This window comes from Betaproteobacteria bacterium, assembly GCA_009693245.1.
GTDB lineage: Bacteria > Pseudomonadota > Gammaproteobacteria > Burkholderiales > SHXO01 > SHXO01.
In genome coordinates this window covers 25732-44745 of sequence record SHXO01000003.1, presented here as the reverse complement: position 1 = coordinate 44745, position 19014 = coordinate 25732, and the positions used below count along the sequence as shown (strand labels likewise).

Below are 19014 nucleotides of genomic sequence, written 5' to 3'. Positions count from 1 at the left end.
CTCGCTGCGCAGCGCCGGTTATTTGGAAGGCGAAGGCAACGCCAAGGGTAGCGTGGCACTCGCCGCCCGGATTACGCCGAGGAGATTTTCGATATGGTACTGGGGCAGCGTAATGACCCGGTTCGTTCCCAACAAGTGGACGTAGCGGACCAGCGCGTCGGGGGCCATGTCACCGATGGAATATTGCGCCAGGGGCTGGCTTTCCTGGGGCTTGTACACGATGAGAATGATCTTGGGCACGACTACTCCGAAGCGGTCATTGTCCTTGTCCAAGGGCGCCTCGCGCTCCATCCTCGCCTTATCCAGCGCGGCAAAGGCTTCACCCATGCGCTTCGCCAGGATAGGATTGGTTAGATGTTCGTGCCCGGGCGCCGCCCCGGCGTGAGCCCCGTGATAGAACCATTCGCCGGCGGCATCGCGCTCGAAACGGTGCAACTGCCCTTCATGGGCGATTTCGATCGCGCCGATTTGCGCCACCGGAAGGGGTAACAGATTGCGGCTGGCCGCTGCCTCTCCGTGGCCATCGCCGCCGGCATGCTCTCCCTGACTGCGCCACTCCACGATTCCGATGACCAGCACCAGCACCGCCAGCACGACCCAGACGATGCCTTTTCGCGCCCTCAACGCTGTTTCCACCAAACGGCGAGGCCGATTACGGCAAGCAAGGCGGGAATGAGCGCCAGGGACAAAAAGAAGGTCCCCTTCATTTGCTGGTTGGTTAGGTTGACGCGCGGCACGTCGAAGGTGCGCGGCTCGATGCCGATCAAATTCTCCTGGGCAGCCAGGTAATTCACGGCGTTGAGAAACAGCTTGCCGTTGCCAAGCAGATGGAAAAAGGAATTGGTGGCGAAATCCGAGTCCCCCGCCACCACGAGCCTGGAGGGCTTCACTTTCTCCAAATCAGCGAGTTTCTCCTCGACTTTTTCCGGCGTGAGCTTCTCGCCGCGCAAGTTAGCCATGATTTCCGCCGCATTGCGTACGGCGCCGGGGCTGCGCCTGGCAACAGCCATGATGGTAAGCGGCCCCTTGGGGTCCACGCCTTCATTGAATTGGGCGCGGTCCTGCGTGGTCTCGCCGAAGCTTTGCGCGGATGAATTGACCAGAGGGATGGCGCTAGTGCCCGGCACCCGGTCCTTGGTGGGCGATATGGAGCGAGCGCCGGGGAAAAAGGTCAGCGGCAGCTCGCGCGTGATCTGGTGAAAATTGAAACTGCTGACTGCGGGGGCGGAAGGATCGGCCCAGAAGTGGTTGGTTTCATCGATGACGATATCGTCGTCTAGCACCATGCTGTATTCGCCCAAAACAGGCTCCAGCCCCGACTTCACGAACGGATCGAGCAGGAAGAAAGCGTTGCCGCCTTCACGCAGAAAAGTTCGGATGGCCCGCACCTCGTTATCCAGCAACGCCACCTTGGGCCCGGCGGCGATCAGCAAGGCGCAGCGCTTGAGGGTATGTTCCGTCTTGACGAGGGAAATCTTCTCGGCGCTGTAATTCATGCTCTCCAGCGCCTGGCGCGCCTTGGCCATGCCATGCTGCTCGTGCAACACCACTTTGGCACCCATCCCGTGAGAGTGGCCCGCGGCCCCTTCCATATGATCGTGGGATTCCTGGCTGAAGGCGTCCGCCTCGCCGTGCCCGTCCAGAAAACACACCAACTGCTTCTTGCCCTGCGAAGCGCGCAGGATTCCGTTCGCGATATCCGTCTCGGAAGGGCCGTTGATCTGAATCCTGCGATCCTCGCTCTCCAGGATCGCAATGCCGGCGAATTGCACGTTCATCATGCGCGCCTGCGCGGGATTGAGCACCGGGTCGTGGAGAACCAGCGACAGGTTCTTGTTCTCCCGCACCATCAGTTCGTAGAGCTCCACGGTCTCGCGCATCATGGGGTCGTGGAAGAAGGTGATCTTCACCGGCTTGTCGATGGCACGCAACATCCTCACGCTCTGCTCGGAAAGTGAGAAGCGCTTGCTCGACGTGATGTCATAACGCAGCGGAAAGAGCACCGACAGATAGGCGAGCGCGCAAATAATGCCCACGGCGCCCAGCGTCTGCATGGCGATCCCGCCCCTGCGGCGCCCCAGCATTCCCGCCAACTCGCGCCGCATGGCGCTGGCCCCGAATACCATGAGCCCAACCCCGGCGAGAGCGACCAGACTAGTCCAGACTTGGTGCCGCATCAGGATGGTGTGCGCAACTGCCGCCACCGCCACCAACGCGACGCCCAGCAACAAAATCATTCCAGCGCGAAAGGAACTCATGTTCTTCAACGCCGCCATTCGAGGTAGGCCGCGTTGAGCGTCATCGCGGCGGCGCATACCAATAAGTAGAAAGCGGCTGCCTCGCTACGCAGCAACCCTTGTATGAAATCGCCATAATGCAAGGCGAAGGAAAGGTAACTGCTGAGTTCGCGCAGCACGCCGGGGCCTTGGTAATTGCGCAAATGCCCCACGTACCAGAAGGCCAGTAGTACCGCCACCGTGACCAGCGCGGCAACGATCTGGTTTTGGGTCAGCGCGGAGAAGAGCTGGCCCACGGCGATACATGCCATGCCGAGTAAAAAGAAACCCAGATATCCCGCGAACACCGTACTCATTTCCGGATTGCCATAGAGATAGAGCGGCACCAGATTCACCATGGTGCATACCGTGAGCAGAAGAAGAATCGTCGCCGCGCCCAGAAATTTGCCGAACACAATCTGCCATGGCTTGAGCGGAAGTGTGGCGAGCAACTCCATGGTTCGGGCGCTGTACTCCGCGGAGAACAAGCGCATGGAGATGAAAGGCGAGAGCGTCACCAGCAGGATCCCCATGTTTTGCAGCGTCGTGTCCATATTGGCGCTGCCCGTCAAGAAGACGTTAAAGAGGAAAAAGTATCCCGTGCCGAGGAGAAATACCGCCACAACGAAATAGGCGATCGGCGAGCGGAAGTAGGTCAATATCTCCTTGTTATAGACCGCCGCCATGCTTCTCATGTGCCCGCCCCTTTCTCGCGCTGCGCGCTCACATATTTCAGGAAGATATTCTCCAGAGTCGGTTGCTGCCGCTCCAGCCGCAGCAAATCCCAGCGCCCGGCCACGGCGCGAGCAATTTTGGCTTCAACGCCATCGTGTGCGCCGATCTGGCATTCGACGTGGATGATGTCCTCGCTGGCGCCCTGTGTGACATGAACCTGCTCTACACCGCCAACCGCCAGAAGCTCGTTCTTAATGGCCTCGGCGGGCGCAACCGCAGTCAACAGCACGCGATTGGTTTGTTCGGACGCGCGCCTTAAATTCGCGGGAGAATCCACTGCGAGCAGCCGGCCATGATCGATGATGGCGACGCGCTGGCAAATCATCGTCACCTCGGGAAGAATGTGCGTGCTGAGAAGCACGGCGTTCGTCTGGCCAAAAGCGCGTATCACCTCGCGCGTCTCTTGAATCTGGCCGGGATCTAGCCCCGCCGTGGGTTCATCGAGCAACAACACTTCGGGGTTCCCTAGGAGTGCTTGCGCCAAGCCGACACGCTGCCGGTAACCCTTGGAAAGTTTGTACACCTCGCTCTTCAATACCTCATCGAGCTTGCATGAGTTGGAGACCCGTTCGATTTCACGCGGGATTTGCCCTCGCGGCACCCCTTTTACATTGGCGACAAAACTCAGGTACTGCGATACGTGCAAGGTGTCGTAGAGGGGGGGGTGCTCCGGCAGGTAACCCAATTTTTTCGCCGCCGCCTCGTTGTCCGATGCCATGTCGTGGCCGGCTACTCGCACGGTGCCAGACGTGGCGGTGGTGAAACCCGCGATCATCCTCATGGTCGTTGTTTTGCCCGCGCCGTTCGGCCCCAGGAAACCGACGATTTCGCCCTTCGCCACCGAGAAGGAGAGGTCGTGAATGATGGTCTTGGAGCCGTAGCGTTTGCTAACCGACTCAAGTGATATCGCTGTAGGCATTGGGGAACCGAATGACTAACAAAAGAAAGGCCCCCGGATGGGGGCCCTTCTAAACTTCAAAAATGCAACTTCTTATTTATGCCAGCGTCCGCCCTTGGCGGCGTACTGATCCTGGTCGTGCGCCATGAACAGATCGGCACCTTCGAGGTCACGCATGAACTTCAGGCGATTCAACGATGCGGTGTAATCCTTCACGCTGTAGTTCAATCCGGCGGGGTGGCCGTCGAGGTTTTCCTGCATCCAGATGGCGTCTTGCGATATGATGATGGACCGGCCGCTGGCGAGCTTCAACTTGACGGACTGGTGGCCCAGGGTATGGCCGGGTGTGCTCAGAATCAGCACGCTGCCATCGCCGAAGAGATCGTAGTCGCCTTCGAGTTCAAGATAATTGAACTCACGAGCGTTGTCGATATCGGCCATCACGAAGGTACCGGGGGTGGAGCGGCCCTGGAACTTCTCCGGGAACCACGCTTGATAGAGCTCTTTCTTTTGCATGACGTGGATCGCATTCGGGAAGGCCTCTATGTTGCCGATGTGGTCCAGGTGGGAGTGGGAGGTGATCACGACCTTCACCTTGGAAGAATCGTACCCGAGCTTCTTGATCTGCATATCGATCACGTCCTCGGCTTTTTGGCTCGGCTTCAGAAAATCGCAATTGCCGGGCGCCCAATAGGACTTGCAATTCGACATACTATCGGAAACGGCCTTGTTATTACCGGTGTCGAAGATCACCAAACCCTTGGGGTGGTCGATGATCCACATGCTGACCGGAACGGTGATGTCGCGCTGCTTATCTTTTGGAATCGTGGGAATCAACCCGGTAATCGGGAATGGCCCGAAGAATCCACTGGTGGTCCAATAGACTTGCTTGACTTGCGCGGACGCAGCCAAGGACCCTGCCATTAACGCCGCGCCAACGGCCGCGGCCACTAAACTAGACTTTTTCATTGCTTGTGTCTCCTATAGATCATGATCCAAAAGCATCCGCTCGCCAACTCCCGCGCGAGCCCTGCAGATAAGAAAAGTGAATTATGTCCCCCTCTCTGACTCTTACGGTCCTTTTAAGCGGCTGCAATCTCTTGAGCACTGGCTCAGCGTACTGCAACCGCAGAGTAGCCCATCCGGCGGCGGCCTGTAAAGAGCACGCGAATGTATGTAACCTCAGGGTCCTGGCGCCCCAGGGCGCTACTCCGCATCGGCGGGGATGAGATCCAACTGGTACCCCTGGGTACTCTCCTTGCCGGGCGTGCCATTGCGCCCGGCCTCGACACCGGCGAGGTATTCCTGAGTCACATCTCCCGTTATGTAATGCCCGTTAAAGCAGGAAATCTCGAAATTCTCGATACGCGGATTGACGGAGGATACATCCCGTATCAAGGCGCCGAGATCCTGGTAAATCAAATGGTCGGCGCCGATTTCGCGTGCGACACCCTCATCGTCACGCCCCGTGGCGATAAGCTCCCTGGGGCTGGGCATGTCGATACCATAGACATTGGGGAAGCGGATCGGAGGCGCGGCTGAGGCGAAGAACACCTTGTTAGCGCCAGATTCGCGCGCCATCTGCACGATCTCGCGGCTCGTCGTACCCCGCACGATGGAATCGTCCACCAGCAGCACGTTCTTGCCCTTGAATTCCATGGAAATGGCGTTCAACTTCTGGCGCACGGATTTCTTGCGCACTTCCTGCCCCGGCATGATGAAGGTACGGCCGATATACCGGTTCTTGATGAAGCCCTCGCGGTAGCTCAGATTCAGGCGCTTGGCCAGTTCCATGGCGGAAGGGCGGCTGGAATCCGGAATGGGGATGACCACGTCGATATCCAAATTCCCGTACTGCCGCTTGATCTTGTCCCCCAAACTCTCGCCCATGCGCAACCTGGTCTCGTACACCGAGATGCCGTCGATCACGGAATCGGGCCTGGCAAGGTAGACAAACTCGAACATGCACGGATTGTGGGAACTGCGCAAAGCGCACTGGCGGCTGTGGAAATTGCCGTCCAAGTCGATGAACACAGCCTCGCCGGGTTGCACGTCGCGCACCAAATGAAACCCCAGGGTATCCAGGGCCACGCTCTCGGAGGCCACGGCATACTCCCTTCCCTTATCCGTCATAACGGAGCCGATCACCAGAGGCCGGATGCCGAAGGGGTCGCGAAAGGCAAGCAGGCCGTAACCGGCGATCATGGCAACGCAGGCGTAGGCACCGCGGCAGCGCCGGTGTACACCGGCCACCGCCATGAAAATCGTATCCGGGTCCAGTTGCGAAGACGTGCAATGCTCTTGCAGTTCGTGGGCCAATACGTTGAGCAGGACTTCAGAATCCGAATTGGTGTTGACGTGCCGTAAGTCCTGCCGGAACAATTCGCTCTTGAGTTGGTTGGTATTCGTGAGATTGCCGTTATGGCCTAGCGTGATGCCAAAGGGGGAATTCACGTAAAGGGGCTGGGCTTCGGCTTCTTCGAACGCGGAGCCAGCCGTGGGATACCGGCAATGGGCGATGCCCGCGTTACCGCGCAGCGCGCGCATGTTTCGAGTGCGAAACACGTCGCGCACCAAGCCGGGGCCTTTGTGCAGGTGGAAATTATCCGCTTGCGAAGTGGAGATCCCCGCGGCATCTTGCCCGCGGTGCTGCAGCACCAATAGCCCATCGTAGAGAAGTTGGTTGACGGGACCTTTCGCAACCACACCGATGATTCCACACATGCCGCGTTGCTCCTCCCCTGGGGCCGTCTCTCAAGGCGCGCAAGTATACCTGTCCTAGTACGCCACTCTTTTCTGAAAAGCCTCTGGCATGAAAGGCAGCACACCCTTCGCCGCGGCTTCCAACGGCGGGCTGAACATGGCGTTACGCCAGAACACTTCGCGCGGTAAGGGCGTGAGCCCAGCCACCAACACCAACACCACCGCGATCAGCGCTCCGCGAAAGGTTCCAAACACCGAGCCCAGGGCACGGTCCAGGGTGCCCAGACCCGCGTGCTTCACAAGCTGCGATAGCGACCGGCTCACGAACATGAGCAAGAGCAAGGCGCACACGAAAATCGCGGTGAAAGCCGCGAGCAATCGCAAGGCTGGGCTGGCAATACCTTCGGGGGCATGGATGGACAATGGCTCGTAGAGCGCGCGGGCTATGAAGAAAGCCCCGATCCACGCGCCCAGGGAGAACACTTCACGCACCGCGCCGCGCACCACTCCCAACAGGACGGACACCGCGAGAATGCCCAGGACGGCATAGTCGAACAAAGTGAGGGCGCTATTGGCCATGGTCGGCAATTTTGGGTTCCATGCCCAACTTGAGCTTCATCTTCGCGATGCGAGCTTGAATGCGCTCAGCCTCGGCAAGGGAATCGAAGGGGCCTGCGCGCACCCGGGTTTTGGCGGAGCTCCCTGATTTGACCACTTCGGAGAATGCCTTTATTCCTTGCGCCAGAAGCGCATCCTTGAGCTGGCGTGCGTTGTCTGGGTTGGAAAACGCGCCAAGTTGTATCACCAAGGAGGTTTGTTCGGGGGCGCTAGCGGCCGGCTGATCAGCGACGGCCATATCCTCTTCCTGCATCTCGGCATCGGGCGGGGTAAGGTCGGGCGGCTCTGGCTGCTCGGGGGTTTCGGTGGCAGCGGCGTTAGCGGAGGATTCCGGGACAGGCGGCGATTGCACCTCGCGCACTGGGGCAGGCATTTGCACGCGCACCGATTCCCCCTGCGGCCTGGGCTCGGAATCCAGGATCACCGGCAAGATCACGATCATGACTAACACCATGAAACTCGCGCCCACGAGCCGGCGGCGTGCACGTTTCCTGAGTTGGATTTCCTCTTGCGAAATGGCGGCCTTTGCCATGATGTTCAGCGGCCCAGCAGTGCGAGCACGCCGGCAACGGTGTAAAACGAACCAGACACGACGATTCTATCACCGGCTTGCGCGACACTTTCGGCGGTGGCAAAAGCTTCGGCGGGCGATGCGTGCGATGAATGACGTTGCGCTCCCGCGGACTCGAGCGCCCGCGCCAAGCGCTGCGCGGTGGCCGCGCGCGGCCCGGAAAGATCCGCTAGAAACCAACGATCAGCGACGCTCGCCAATTGCGCCACCACCCCTTCGATATCCTTGTCCTTCAACATTCCCAGCACGGCCATGGTCGAGGAGAATTTTCCTTGATCGGCGAGATTCTCCGCCAAGCGCCGCGCGGCACTCGGATTGTGGGCCACGTCGAGTACCACCACGGGCTGGCCGGGCAGCACCTGGAAGCGCCCTTGCAGTTCCACCTCCACCAAGCCACGCCGCACCGCGCCCATGTCCACGGGGAGCCGTTCATGCAGCGCGTCGAGCACCGCCATGGCGGTGGCGGCGTTGGCCAGCTGTATGCGGCCCCGCAGCGCGGGCCATGGCAGCCCCTTACGCTGCCCGCGCCAGCTCCAATACTCCCATTGACCCGCTTGTGCGCGCCAACCAAAGTCCTGGCCGGTTAATTTAAGGTCCGCGGCGATGGCGCGCGCGTGCTCTGTCAGACTCGCCGGCGGATCATCGTCCGCGCAAATGGCCACGACGCCCGGCCTGAATATTCCCGCCTTCTCGAAGCCGATGGATTCGCGCGTGGGTCCAAGGTAATCCACATGATCGATCCCAATTTGGGTGACGGCCGCGCAACTGGGCTGGAATAAGTTCACCGCGTCCAGGCGCCCGCCCAACCCCACCTCCATGACCGCCACTTCCACGGCCGCGTCAACGAACACTTGCATGGCGGCCAAGGTACCGAACTCGAAGAAGGTCAAGGGAACCGAGCCGCGCGCCGCTTCGACTTTGCGCAAAGCCGCGCACAAAGTTTCATCATCCACCGCCTTGCCGCGGACCCGCACGCGTTCGTTATAACGCAGCAGGTGGGGCGAGGAATAACTGGCCACGGCATAACCCGCGCAGCGCAACATGCTTTCCAGAAAAGCGCAGGTCGAGCCTTTGCCGTTGGTGCCTCCCACGGTGAGGATGGGGAAGGTAACCGTGATCCCCATGCGCGCCCACACGCTTTGCACCCTGGCAAGACCTAATTCGATGGTCTTGGGGCGCAGCCGTTCGAGGTGCGCGAGCCAGTCCGCCAGCGTGTGCGGGAAATCGTTTCCCTGGGGGGATTCGATGAGGTTGCCTATTGTTGCAATACCGGCGCGCGCATGAGCAAGGTGGCAAGCCGGGCCAAACGATCGCGCATTTCGCGCCGGTCCACGATCATGTCCACGGCGCCGTGATCCAGCAGAAATTCGGCGCGTTGAAAACCTTCCGGCAATGTCTGCTTGGTGGTCTGCTCGATGACGCGCGGCCCCGCGAAACCTATGAGCGCGCCCGGTTCGGCGATCACTACATCGCCGATCATGGCGAAACTGGCCGACACACCGCCCATGGTGGGGTCGGTTAGCACGGAGATGAAGGGTAAGTGTTCCGCCGCCAATTGCGTGAGGGCCGCCGTGGTCTTGGCCATTTGCATGAGCGACATGAGACCTTCTTGCATGCGCGCCCCGCCGCTGGCGGAGAAGCAGATGAAGGGCACCTTCTGCTCGATGGCGCACTGCACGCCCCGCACAAAACGCTCCCCCACGACCGACCCCATGGAACCGCCCATGAAGCGGAATTCGAAGGCGGCCGCCACGACGGGAACGGTCTTGATGGTGCCCTGGATCACAACCAGGGCATCGGTTTCGCCAGATTGCTCGCTGTCGGCCAGCAATCGCTCCGAGTATTTCCTGCTGTCCACGAACTTCAGAAAATCCACCGGAAGCACTTCGGAGCCGACTTCGTACTGGCCCTCGGGGTCCAGCATCATCTCCAGACGCTCGCGGGCGGACACACGGTTGTGATGCCCGCATTTCGGGCACACGTGGACGCTTTGCTCCAAGTCCGCGCGGTAGAGCACGGATTCGCAGGTATCGCACTTGGTCCACAACCCCTCGGGAACCGCTTTCTTCGTGGTGCCTGGGCTACGTTTGATCTTAGGCGGTAAAAGCTTCTGAAGCCAACTCATTACGCCTCCTTAGTGATTGAAGGGGAACTTCGCGGGCGGGGTATCGACCCCGCCCTTGACCAAAGGGGACTACGCAACAACCGCTTCGCCCCCTTTGGAATCCCTCGAAATTAGCCCCGCACCAAAAGCGCGGGGAATGCGAGTTGATTCGAACGATCATGCGTCGATGGCGTCGCGCATTTCCTTGACAAGCCGCCCGACGCGCCCCACCACGTCGCCAGGGGAAGAATTTTCGATTTCTTGCACGATGCGGCTACCCACCACCACGGCGTCCGCGAATTGCGCCACGGCGTGCGCTGTCCGCGCATCCCGAATACCGAAACCCACGCCGACCGGTAGCGGCGAATGCGCGCGAATTCTTGGAAGCATGGCTTGCACTTGCTCCAAATCCAAGCTCGCCGCTCCTGTCACGCCCTTGAGCGACACATAGTAAATGTATCCGGTGGCCACGCGCCCCACATCGGCCATGCGGCTATCCTTGGAGGTTGGCGACAGCAAAAATATACTGTCGATGCCGCGCATCTTCAGCATCTGCGTGAGTTCGTGGCTTTCCTCCGGCGGATAGTCCACGATCAGCACGCCATCCACGCCGGCATCCTTGCACGCATTGGAAAATTTCTCGTAACCCATCGCCTCGATGGGATTGCCGTACCCCATCAGCACCACGGGCGTGGTCTTGTCCGTCTTGCGAAAGCGCGCCACCACATCGAGCACGCCACGCACGGTGGTCTTGCCCTTGAGCGCGCGCTCGCTGGAGCGCTGAATGACCGGGCCGTCCGCCATGGGATCTGAAAACGGTATCCCCAGCTCGATGATATCGGCGCCCGCCTTCACCAAACCATGCATGATGGCCAGCGAAGTATCGAGATCCGGATCGCCGGTGGTGATGTATGGGATGAGCGCCTTACGACCCTTGGCGCGCAGGGATTGGAACGTGGAGGAGATGAGGGACATCTTTATTGGGAGGGGGGAGGGTGGAGGGGGGAGGGGGGAGGAGAAGCGAGCGGGTTGTACTCCTCCCACCTCCCTCCACCCTCTTCCCAATTTAGAGTTCGATTCCAGAATACTTGGCGATCGTATGCATATCCTTATCGCCCCGCCCCGAAAGATTCACGAGCAGCAATTTATCTTTCGGCATCGCGGGCGCGATTTTCATGGCGTGCGCCAAGGCGTGGCTCGATTCCAGCGCCGGCATGATGCCTTCGGTGGTTGTCAACCGGTGGAAGGCGGCGACGGCTTCCGAGTCGGTGATGGAGACATACTCCGCGCGCCCGCTGTCCTTCAACCAGGAATGTTCTGGGCCCACTCCCGGATAGTCCAATCCCGCCGAGATGGAATGGGTTTCGATAATCTGGCCGTCCTCGTCTTGCAGTAAATAGGTTCGGTTGCCGTGTAGCACGCCCGGCCGGCCGGCGCACAGGGTCGCGGCATGGCGGCCGGAGGCAATACCGTCGCCAGAGGCTTCCACGCCAATGATCTTCACGGCGCTATCCTGAATATAGGGATAGAACATTCCGATGGCGTTGGAGCCTCCGCCCACGCAAGCGATGACGGCATCGGGCTGGCGCCCGTGGGTTTCCAGCATTTGTTCGCGGCACTCCGCCCCGATCACCGTTTGGAAATCGCGCACCATCATGGGGTAGGGATGGGGCCCCGCCACCGTACCGATGATGTAGAAAGTATTCTCCACGTTGGTGACCCAATCGCGCATGGCTTCGTTCAACGCGTCCTTCAGGGTCTTGGAGCCGCTTTCCACAGGCACCACGGAGGCGCCCAGCAGCTTCATGCGGTACACGTTGGAGGCCTGGCGCTTCACATCCTCGGAACCCATGTACACCACGCACTCAATGCCATAGCGCGCCGCCACCGTGGCCGAGGCCACGCCATGCTGGCCCGCGCCCGTTTCGGCGATGATGCGCCGCTTACCCATGCTTTTCGCCACCAGCGCCTGGCCGATGGTGTTATTGATTTTGTGCGCGCCGGTGTGATTCAAATCCTCGCGCTTCAACCAGATTTGCGCCCCGCCCAATTGCTCCGACAAGCGCTTCGCGTGATAGATGGGGCTGGGTCTTCCAACGTAATGCTTGAGATCGTAGGCGAACTCTTTTTGGAAAGCCGGATCGTCCTTCAGCCGCAGGTACTCGCGCTTGAGCTCATCAAGCGCATGGATCAAGGTCTCGGCCACGAAGGTCCCGCCATAGGGGCCGAAATGACCCTGCGCATCGGGCAGGTCATAGAGCTTACCGGCTTCGTACATCTGCATTTCTGACTTCCTCCATGAAGGCCGCTATCTTAACGGGATCCTTGACTCCCTTCTCCTGCTCGACACCGCTGCTCACATCCACGGCCCAGGGCCGAACGGCGCGGATGGCGGCCCCCACATTATCCGGCGTCAATCCACCGGCCAGCACGATGGGAAGGGTTAACCGCGCGGGAATGAGGTTCCAATCGAAGGATGCTCCCGTGCCGCCATGGTTTCCCTCGACGAAAGCATCGAGCAACAGGCCCTTCGCGTCAGAAAAACGCCGGGCGCATTCTAGCAAAGGGATGCCGGGCTTCACCCTCACGGCTTTGAGATAGGGAAGGCCGAACTGGCGGCAAAACTCTGGCGTCTCGTCGCCGTGGAATTGAAGCATCTGTAGGGGCACTTTCTCCAACACATCGTTCACGAGAGCGGCGGGCGGATCGGCGAAGAGGCCGACGGTGGTCACGAAGGGAGGCATGGCCAGCGCGATGGCTTGGGCCACTTCGGACGCGATGCGGCGGGGGCTGCGCGGGGCGAACACGAGACCGATGGCGTGGGCACCGGCGTGCGCGGCGGCGAGGCCGTGCTCGGTCTTCGTGATCCCGCAAATCTTGACGGCCGTGAACATATCGGTTTGAACTAACTGGACAACCCGCCCGCCATGAGGGCATCGATGCAGGAGCTTGGCTCCGGAAATCCCCAAGCCGCGTCGTATTGTACGGCCGACAGGTACAGACCCGATGGGGAAAAAGTGGGCGCCGCCACGGCGCGGTCACGGCTTTCCAATACTTCCTTCATCCAGCCCGGGGGACGGGCACCCGTGCCGGTGTACACCAGGCTCCCAACGATATTTCGCACCATGTGATGCAAGAAGGCGTCGGCGGCAAATCGAAAAATCAAGAGCGAGCCCACCTGGTCGATCCGCGCCAGCCTCATCTCCTTCACGGGTGACTTGGCCTGGCACTCCGCCGCGCGAAAGGAGCTGAAATCATGCACGCCAAGCAAATACGAGGCGGCTTCGCGCATGGACGGCAAATCCAGGGGCCGGTGGCACCAACCCACCCGGCGGCTGGAGAGCCCAGGGCGTTCGGCGCGATTGAGCAACAAGTAGACATATGCACGGCCGCGAGCGGCGTAGCGGGCGTGAAACTCCGGCACCACCTCGCGCGCCCATTTCACGGCAATGGAATCCGGCAAGCAGGCATTCACGCCGCGCACCCACGCGGTCAACGGGCGCTTGGCGCCGGTATCGAAATGAATCACCTGGCCCATGGCGTGTACGCCGGCATCGGTGCGCCCTGCGCATTGCGATTCGATGCGCTGCGCGGCGATGCGGGAAAGCGCGGCGTCCACCACGTCCTGAACGGCACAACCCGAGGGTTGCGTCTGCCATCCACAGAAGTCCGATCCGTCGTATTCCAGTCCCAGGGCGATTCTAGTGAGGGTGATTGTCATGGCCATAGGGGTTGCAAACCGGCCGCGAGATTACCAAATGACAAGCGCCCGGCACTGGTCAGTGCACGGGCGCTTGAGGTTCTATCTGAGCGAGGTTTAGGACAATCCTAGGCCAATGCTTCCAGCACTTTCTCCGCCTCGACCTTCTGGTCGTCATCGCCTTCCTGCACCACTTCCCGCAAGATTTCGCGCGCACCTTCCTTGTCGCCCATTTCTTGGTAGGCCTTGGCCAGATCGAACTTGGTCTGCACGTCGTACCAATGCTCGTCCTTGGTGCCGTTGCTGCTACTGGAGCTGGTTCCGTCCAGGTCGAGCGAGATGCTGGACAAATCCACGTCCGGCAGATTCGCCGAGGAGCTACCGGAGCCGAACCCGGGTTCGGACTTACCGTCCAACGTCGCATCCAGAGACAGCCTGCCGACGTCCAGATCGAGGCCGCCGGGCTCCGACTTAGCGTTGCTCGCACCTCCGGTCAGGGTGTTGAGGTCCAGATCGAAGTCGAGGCTACTGCCCTCTCCAGAACCCTTGGCCTCCTGAGTGCGGGACATTTCCGCCGTCATGTCCATCTGGGCCAACTTGCGGGTTTGCGCGTTGGCATCCACGGTACGGTCAAGATCTTGCTGCCCCGTACGGTTCATGATTTGAGTGCGCGCGTCCGAGCCGGAAGACCCGCTATCCAGATCGGCGGAGGCCACGTTGACAGTGAGGTTTCCAAGGTCGATGTCCGTCGTACTCGATGTGTCGTCCTGGCCCATTCCGAGATCAAGGTCAAGCTTGTCATTGATGCCCGACGACGTAACGCTGGTACTCGGCCCCGCTCCCATGTCGGCGCCCGCATAGCGCGAGTTGGAAGGATCGAGCTGGTAACCCATGCGGGCGGCCTTGCGCCACAATTCGCCCTTGCCACCGCAGGCGGAAAAGAGGGTTTCCGCCATGGCGTTAAAGGAGGCGGAATCCTTGCGCTTGTGATAAATCTCCAGCAACTTCAGGTGAACCTCTTGCCGGTGGGGTTGAGACTTCAGTGCGTCCTTGAGAATCTGCTCGGCTTGGGTATCGCGACCGTAGGCTAGGTAAACATCGGCTTCCGCCACGGCATCGACGTCTTCTGAAACGTGATCTCCCGCCGGCTTATTCGCGGCCGGTGCTATCGCTTCCTCCGGCTCGGCTTGCGCGCCACGGGGCGACATGGTGGGTTCTTCAGCCTCGTAGTCGTCCTCCGTATCCTCGGCTGCCTTGCGCTTTTTCCAGGCCACGAATCCGCCAAGTCCTAGAAGCACGAGCAACCCCGCGCCTCCGGCAAGATAGAGCGGCTCGCCCAGAATTTTCTCCATGAGGCTGGGCTCCAGGAGGGGAGGCTGCGCTACTGGTTTCTTCACGGCAGGCGGGCGCTTCGGCTCGCCTACCGGTGTGGCTTGTTCGGGATGGGCGGGAGGAGGCGTTACAGCCGCGGACTCCGGCAATGGCTTGGGCGCCTCGGCGATCGTTGGCGCGGCAGGAGCTACAACCTCGGGAGCGGGGGCGGGTTTTGCCACTTCCTTGCCAGCGGATTTTTCCGTATCCGCCATTTTCTTGCTCTTGATCTCGAGCAAGGCTTCCATGTCCTTGAGTTGCGCCTCAAGTTTGGTGGCACGCTCCTTCGCTTCCCCAACAGCTTTGCCGAGGGCAGCCGCCTCTTCCTGGTGTGCAAGTTTGTCCTGGAGCTTGGTGTCGCCCTTACCACTGCGGAGCGCGGCAGTCTTATCAGCCGGCATCTCGCCCTTGGAGAGTTTCAGTACTTCCTTGGGTTGTTGAGCCGGAGCAGCAGGTTTGTCCTCGATTTTCGTCGTGACGGTGCCCGACGCGCTCTGGCTCGATCCGGAAAGCGCGGGAGTGCTATCCACGGTGCCGGCGATCTTCGCACGCCAGGCATTCCAGTCGGCGGTTTGAACCCGCACTTCCTTGCGCGCCTCGGCCGGGGTGACAACCAACTGCTCCGAAGCACCGGGAAGGCGTAGGATCTTCCCGGTCTTCAACCGGTTCATGTTCTTGCCGGCGAAGGCTTCTGGATTGGTGCGGTAGAGCACGACCAGCATCTGCTCCAACGTCACATCCGCCGGTTTAATTTCTAGAGCGATCTTGCCCAACGTATCGCCACGTTTGATGACGCGGATGGCGGGTTCCGGCGCGGCTGCGTTGTTCTCGGCGGCCGGGCGGCTCGCGGGCGGATTGTCCGCCGGAGTGGGGCTCCCGGCTTGGCCTTGCTCGCTCCCCGTGGCAGCGGCAGGATCGGACCGCGGCGTGGCGGTAGCTTCGCTGGCTGGGGCAGGCTCTGGATCTGCTTCGGCGCTCAGTTCTACAGGAGGGGCGGCTCGCGCTTCGTCCAAAGGTGCCGTCGTAGCCGGGACTTCCGCAGCGGGCGCCTCGCTTAATGGCTGCTGGGCCCGCGCCGGTTCTGGTTCTATCGCCAGCGGAGCGGGGGTTGCCGGTGGCACTGTATCTTGTGCCGTATGGACGGGGGGATCGAGTAGCGCCGTATAGGCACGCAACAAGCGCCCGCCATTCCAACGTAGGTCCACCAGCACATCCACGTAGGGCTCGCTTACCGGGTTCGTGCTCGATATGCTGACGTAGTGCTCGCCATTGGGGCGTGTGTCGAGGGCGATCTTGAGACCCCACGCGCCACTGGGGTAGGGAAGATTCTCTTGTATGTACGCCTCTACTGCCGCGAGCCGGGCTGAGAGCGAGTCGCGTTCGCCTTTTTCGACGGCCACGACTTCGATTTCCGCTTTAAGCGGCTCACCCAAGTTCGAAAGCACTGTCAGCTTGCCCAATCCAGCTGAATAAGCGGACAAAGGCAGGCTCATCAATGCGCCAGCAAAGAGGATCGCGCGTCTGGAAAGTCGGCTCACTGCGCCCCCTATTTTTCCTAAGTCATTGAGATTGAAAATAACATCATGGTAATCGCGATGCAAGCCATACTCGCATCGTTGACCCCCATGCGTGCCGCATACGTTGAATCCGCTTGCCGCATACGTTTTTCCAAGGGTCAAATATAGCTATACCGGTCTCGTTTTCGGCGCCTGGATGAAGCTCTTTAGCTATTTTTCAAGTACGGCCATGACATTGCACTAATTCGAACCGGGCGGCGGATCATTGGTTCAACACGATCCGCAGCATTCTGCGCAGCGGTTCCGCGGCACCCCACAGCAGTTGGTCGCCCACGGTAAAGGCCGCCAGATACTCCCCGCCCATGGGCAACTTGCGTAGCCGACCCACGGGGATGGAGAGTTTCCCGGTAACGGCTGCTGGCGTTAAGGATTCGAGGCTCGGCTCGCGCTCGTTGGGTACCACCCGCACCCACTCATTCGCCCCGGCCAGCATGGCTTCAATGTCCTTCAACGGCACGTCCCGGCGTAACTTCACCGTCAATGCTTGGGAGTGGCAGCGCATGGCCCCGATGCGCACGCAGATGCCATCGATAGGTGTGGGCGATTGTTCGGTCCCCAGGATCTTGTTGGCCTCCGCCATGCCTTTCCATTCCTCCTTGCTTTGCCCGTTGCCTAGATCCTTGTCGATCCAAGGCAACAGGCTACCGGCCAACGCGTAGCCAAAGTTCTCCTTGGGGAAGGTGTCGCTGCGCAGGCTTTGCGCAACCTTCTTGTCGATTTCCAGGATAGAGGAGGCTGGATCGTTCATCAACGCACCGGGAGCGCGGCTGGCCTCGCCCATCTGCTGCAACAACTCGCGCATGTTCTGGGCGCCGGCACCCGAGGCCGCCTGGTACGTCATCGCGGTCACCCACTCCACTAGCCCCGCCTTGAACAAGCCGTGCATGCCCATCAGCATGAGACTCACGGTGCAATTGCCGCCGATGTAGTTCTTTACTCCCTGGCGCCTGGCACCCTCGATCACGTCCATGTTCACCGGGTCCAGGATGATGACCGCATCCTTGTTCATCCGCAGTGCGGAGGCCGCGTCGATCCAATAGCCTTGCCAGCCGGCGGCCCGCAGCTTTGGGAACACTTCGTTGGTGTAATCCCCGCCCTGGCAGGAGATCAATACATCCATGGATTTGAGGTCGCCCACGTTGCGAGCGTCCTTGAGGGGTGGCGTGTCTTTACCGATGTCCGGGCCCTTGGCTACCGGCGTGGAAGTGGTGAAGAAGGTGGCATCGATCAAGTCGAAGTCCCGCTCCTCCAGCATGCGTTGCATTAGAACGGAGCCCACCATGCCCCGCCACCCGATCAGACCTACCTTTGCTGCCGCCATCGCTTAATCCGCCATGAGAACATTGTTACCGGTGCAAAGCTGCCACCACTGCATCGCCCATCTCCTCGCATCCCACTTTCTTAGCACCCGGTTCGTAGATGTCCGCGGTGCGGTATCCCTGCACCAGGGCAGACTTCACCGCAGCCTCGATGCGCTGCGCCACGTCCGGTTTTCCGAGACTGTAACGCATCATCATGGCCGAAGAAAGAATGGTGGCCAGCGGATTGGCGGCATTCTTGCCGGCGATGTCGGGAGCCGAACCGTGAATGGGTTCGTACAAGCCCTTGCCTTCGCTATTGAGCGACGCGGAGGCCAGCATGCCGATGGACCCGGTGAGCATTGAAGCCTCGTCCGAAAGAATATCGCCGAACATGTTGCCGGTGACGATCACGTCGAACTGCTTGGGCGCGCGCACCAACTGCATCGCGGCGTTGTCCACGTACATATGGGAGAGTTCCACGTCCGGGTATTCCTTGCCGACACTGGTGACCACCTCGCGCCACAGAATGCTGGTGTCGAGCACGTTGGCCTTGTCCACCGAGCACAGCTTGCGCTGGCGCTTGCGCGCCGTTTGAAAACCCACGTGGGCGATGCGCCGGATTTCGGATTCGGCGTAGAGCATGGTATCGAAGCCTTCGCGCTCGCCCGCCGCGTTGGTACGCTGCCCGCGCGGCTGGCCGAAGTAAATGTCGCCCGTCAGTTCGCGCAGGATCATGATGTCCAATCCGGCCACTATCTCAGGCTTGAGCGATGAGGCGCTGGCCAACTCGGGAAACAACACGGCGGGACGCAGATTGGCGAACAAGCCCAGTTCCTTGCGGATGCGAAGCAAGCCCTGCTCGGGTCGCATGGCGCGCGGTAGTGCGTCGTACTTGGGCCCGCCCACGGAGCCGAACAGCACCGCGTCGGATTTCTTCGCCAGTTCCAGGGTCGCCGCGGGCAAGGGATCGCCGGCCGCATCGTAACCAGCACCCCCTACCGGAGCTTGGGCTATTTCCATGGAAAGGCCGCCGCGCTCCAGCGCGCTTAGCACCTTCAAGGCTTGCTTCATGATTTCGGTGCCGATGCCGTCACCGGGGAGGACTGCGATTTTCATGGGGGCTAGGAACTAGGAGCTAGGGTAGGCTCCCTCCCCCGCGA

17 protein-coding genes are annotated in these 19014 nt (G+C 60.6%); all 17 read right to left on the bottom strand.

Translation table 11 applies throughout. The annotated features are described in order from the left end of the window. Positions 1–18: 18 nt before the first annotated feature. The 17 genes from EXR36_00870 to leuB all read right to left on the bottom strand — a co-directional run bounded on the left by EXR36_00870 (position 19) and on the right by leuB (position 18970). The gene (locus tag EXR36_00870) at positions 19–624 is read right to left on the bottom strand and encodes a hypothetical protein (protein ID MSQ58232.1); all 606 of its coding nucleotides are present in this window, start codon (positions 622–624) and stop codon (positions 19–21) included. Continuing rightward, positions 621–2315, bottom strand: coding sequence for a hypothetical protein (locus EXR36_00865; protein ID MSQ58231.1), 1695 nt, complete (start codon positions 2313–2315; stop codon positions 621–623). The genes EXR36_00870 and EXR36_00865 overlap by 4 nt, the downstream gene beginning before the upstream one ends. Beyond that, positions 2264–2971 carry a hypothetical protein gene (locus EXR36_00860; GenBank protein MSQ58230.1) on the bottom strand — a complete coding sequence of 236 codons (708 nt, stop codon included), beginning with the start codon at positions 2969–2971 and terminating at the stop codon, positions 2264–2266. The genes EXR36_00865 and EXR36_00860 overlap by 52 nt, the downstream gene beginning before the upstream one ends. After that, the gene (locus EXR36_00855; protein MSQ58229.1) at positions 2968–3930 is read right to left on the bottom strand and encodes an ABC transporter ATP-binding protein; all 963 of its coding nucleotides are present in this window, start codon (positions 3928–3930) and stop codon (positions 2968–2970) included. The genes EXR36_00860 and EXR36_00855 overlap by 4 nt, the downstream gene beginning before the upstream one ends. A gap of 72 nt (positions 3931–4002) precedes the next feature. Further along, positions 4003–4878 (bottom strand): N-acyl homoserine lactonase family protein, encoded by an 876-nt coding sequence (locus EXR36_00850; GenBank protein MSQ58228.1) that lies wholly within the window; start codon positions 4876–4878, stop codon positions 4003–4005. Between the two features lie 237 nt (positions 4879–5115). Beyond that, the gene (locus EXR36_00845) at positions 5116–6633 is read right to left on the bottom strand and encodes an amidophosphoribosyltransferase (protein MSQ58227.1); all 1518 of its coding nucleotides are present in this window, start codon (positions 6631–6633) and stop codon (positions 5116–5118) included. Positions 6634–6687: 54 nt separating this feature from the next. Further along, entirely contained in the window at positions 6688–7191 is a 504-nt protein-coding gene (locus tag EXR36_00840; protein ID MSQ58226.1) for a CvpA family protein, read from the bottom strand. Then, positions 7181–7762, bottom strand: a complete 582-nt coding sequence (locus EXR36_00835; GenBank protein MSQ58225.1) for an SPOR domain-containing protein — start codon at positions 7760–7762, stop codon at positions 7181–7183. Before EXR36_00835 ends, EXR36_00840 begins: the two co-directional genes overlap by 11 nt. A gap of 5 nt (positions 7763–7767) precedes the next feature. Next, positions 7768–9048, bottom strand: a complete 1281-nt coding sequence (gene folC / locus EXR36_00830) for a bifunctional tetrahydrofolate synthase/dihydrofolate synthase (GenBank protein ID MSQ58224.1) — start codon at positions 9046–9048, stop codon at positions 7768–7770. A gap of 8 nt (positions 9049–9056) precedes the next feature. Beyond that, a complete protein-coding gene (locus tag EXR36_00825; protein ID MSQ58223.1) occupies positions 9057–9926 on the bottom strand; it encodes an acetyl-CoA carboxylase carboxyltransferase subunit beta in 870 nt (289 codons plus the stop codon). A 156-nt stretch (positions 9927–10082) separates the two neighbouring features. Continuing rightward, the gene (locus EXR36_00820) at positions 10083–10880 is read right to left on the bottom strand and encodes a tryptophan synthase subunit alpha (protein MSQ58222.1); all 798 of its coding nucleotides are present in this window, start codon (positions 10878–10880) and stop codon (positions 10083–10085) included. A gap of 91 nt (positions 10881–10971) precedes the next feature. After that, a complete protein-coding gene (trpB, locus tag EXR36_00815; protein ID MSQ58221.1) occupies positions 10972–12183 on the bottom strand; it encodes a tryptophan synthase subunit beta in 1212 nt (403 codons plus the stop codon). Continuing rightward, positions 12167–12799 carry a phosphoribosylanthranilate isomerase gene (locus tag EXR36_00810; protein ID MSQ58220.1) on the bottom strand — a complete coding sequence of 211 codons (633 nt, stop codon included), beginning with the start codon at positions 12797–12799 and terminating at the stop codon, positions 12167–12169. The genes trpB and EXR36_00810 overlap by 17 nt, the downstream gene beginning before the upstream one ends. Before the next feature lie 11 nt (positions 12800–12810). Then, entirely contained in the window at positions 12811–13626 is an 816-nt protein-coding gene (gene truA, locus EXR36_00805) for a tRNA pseudouridine(38-40) synthase TruA (GenBank protein ID MSQ58219.1), read from the bottom strand. A gap of 107 nt (positions 13627–13733) precedes the next feature. Next, positions 13734–16469, bottom strand: a complete 2736-nt coding sequence (locus tag EXR36_00800) for a hypothetical protein (protein MSQ58218.1) — start codon at positions 16467–16469, stop codon at positions 13734–13736. 286 nt (positions 16470–16755) lie between these two features. After that, complete coding sequence (asd, locus tag EXR36_00795; GenBank protein MSQ58217.1) at positions 16756–17874, bottom strand: aspartate-semialdehyde dehydrogenase; 1119 nt, start codon at positions 17872–17874, stop codon at positions 16756–16758. A gap of 25 nt (positions 17875–17899) precedes the next feature. Further along, positions 17900–18970 (bottom strand): 3-isopropylmalate dehydrogenase, encoded by a 1071-nt coding sequence (gene leuB, locus EXR36_00790; GenBank protein ID MSQ58216.1) that lies wholly within the window; start codon positions 18968–18970, stop codon positions 17900–17902. Between the last annotated feature and the right edge of the window lie 44 nt (positions 18971–19014).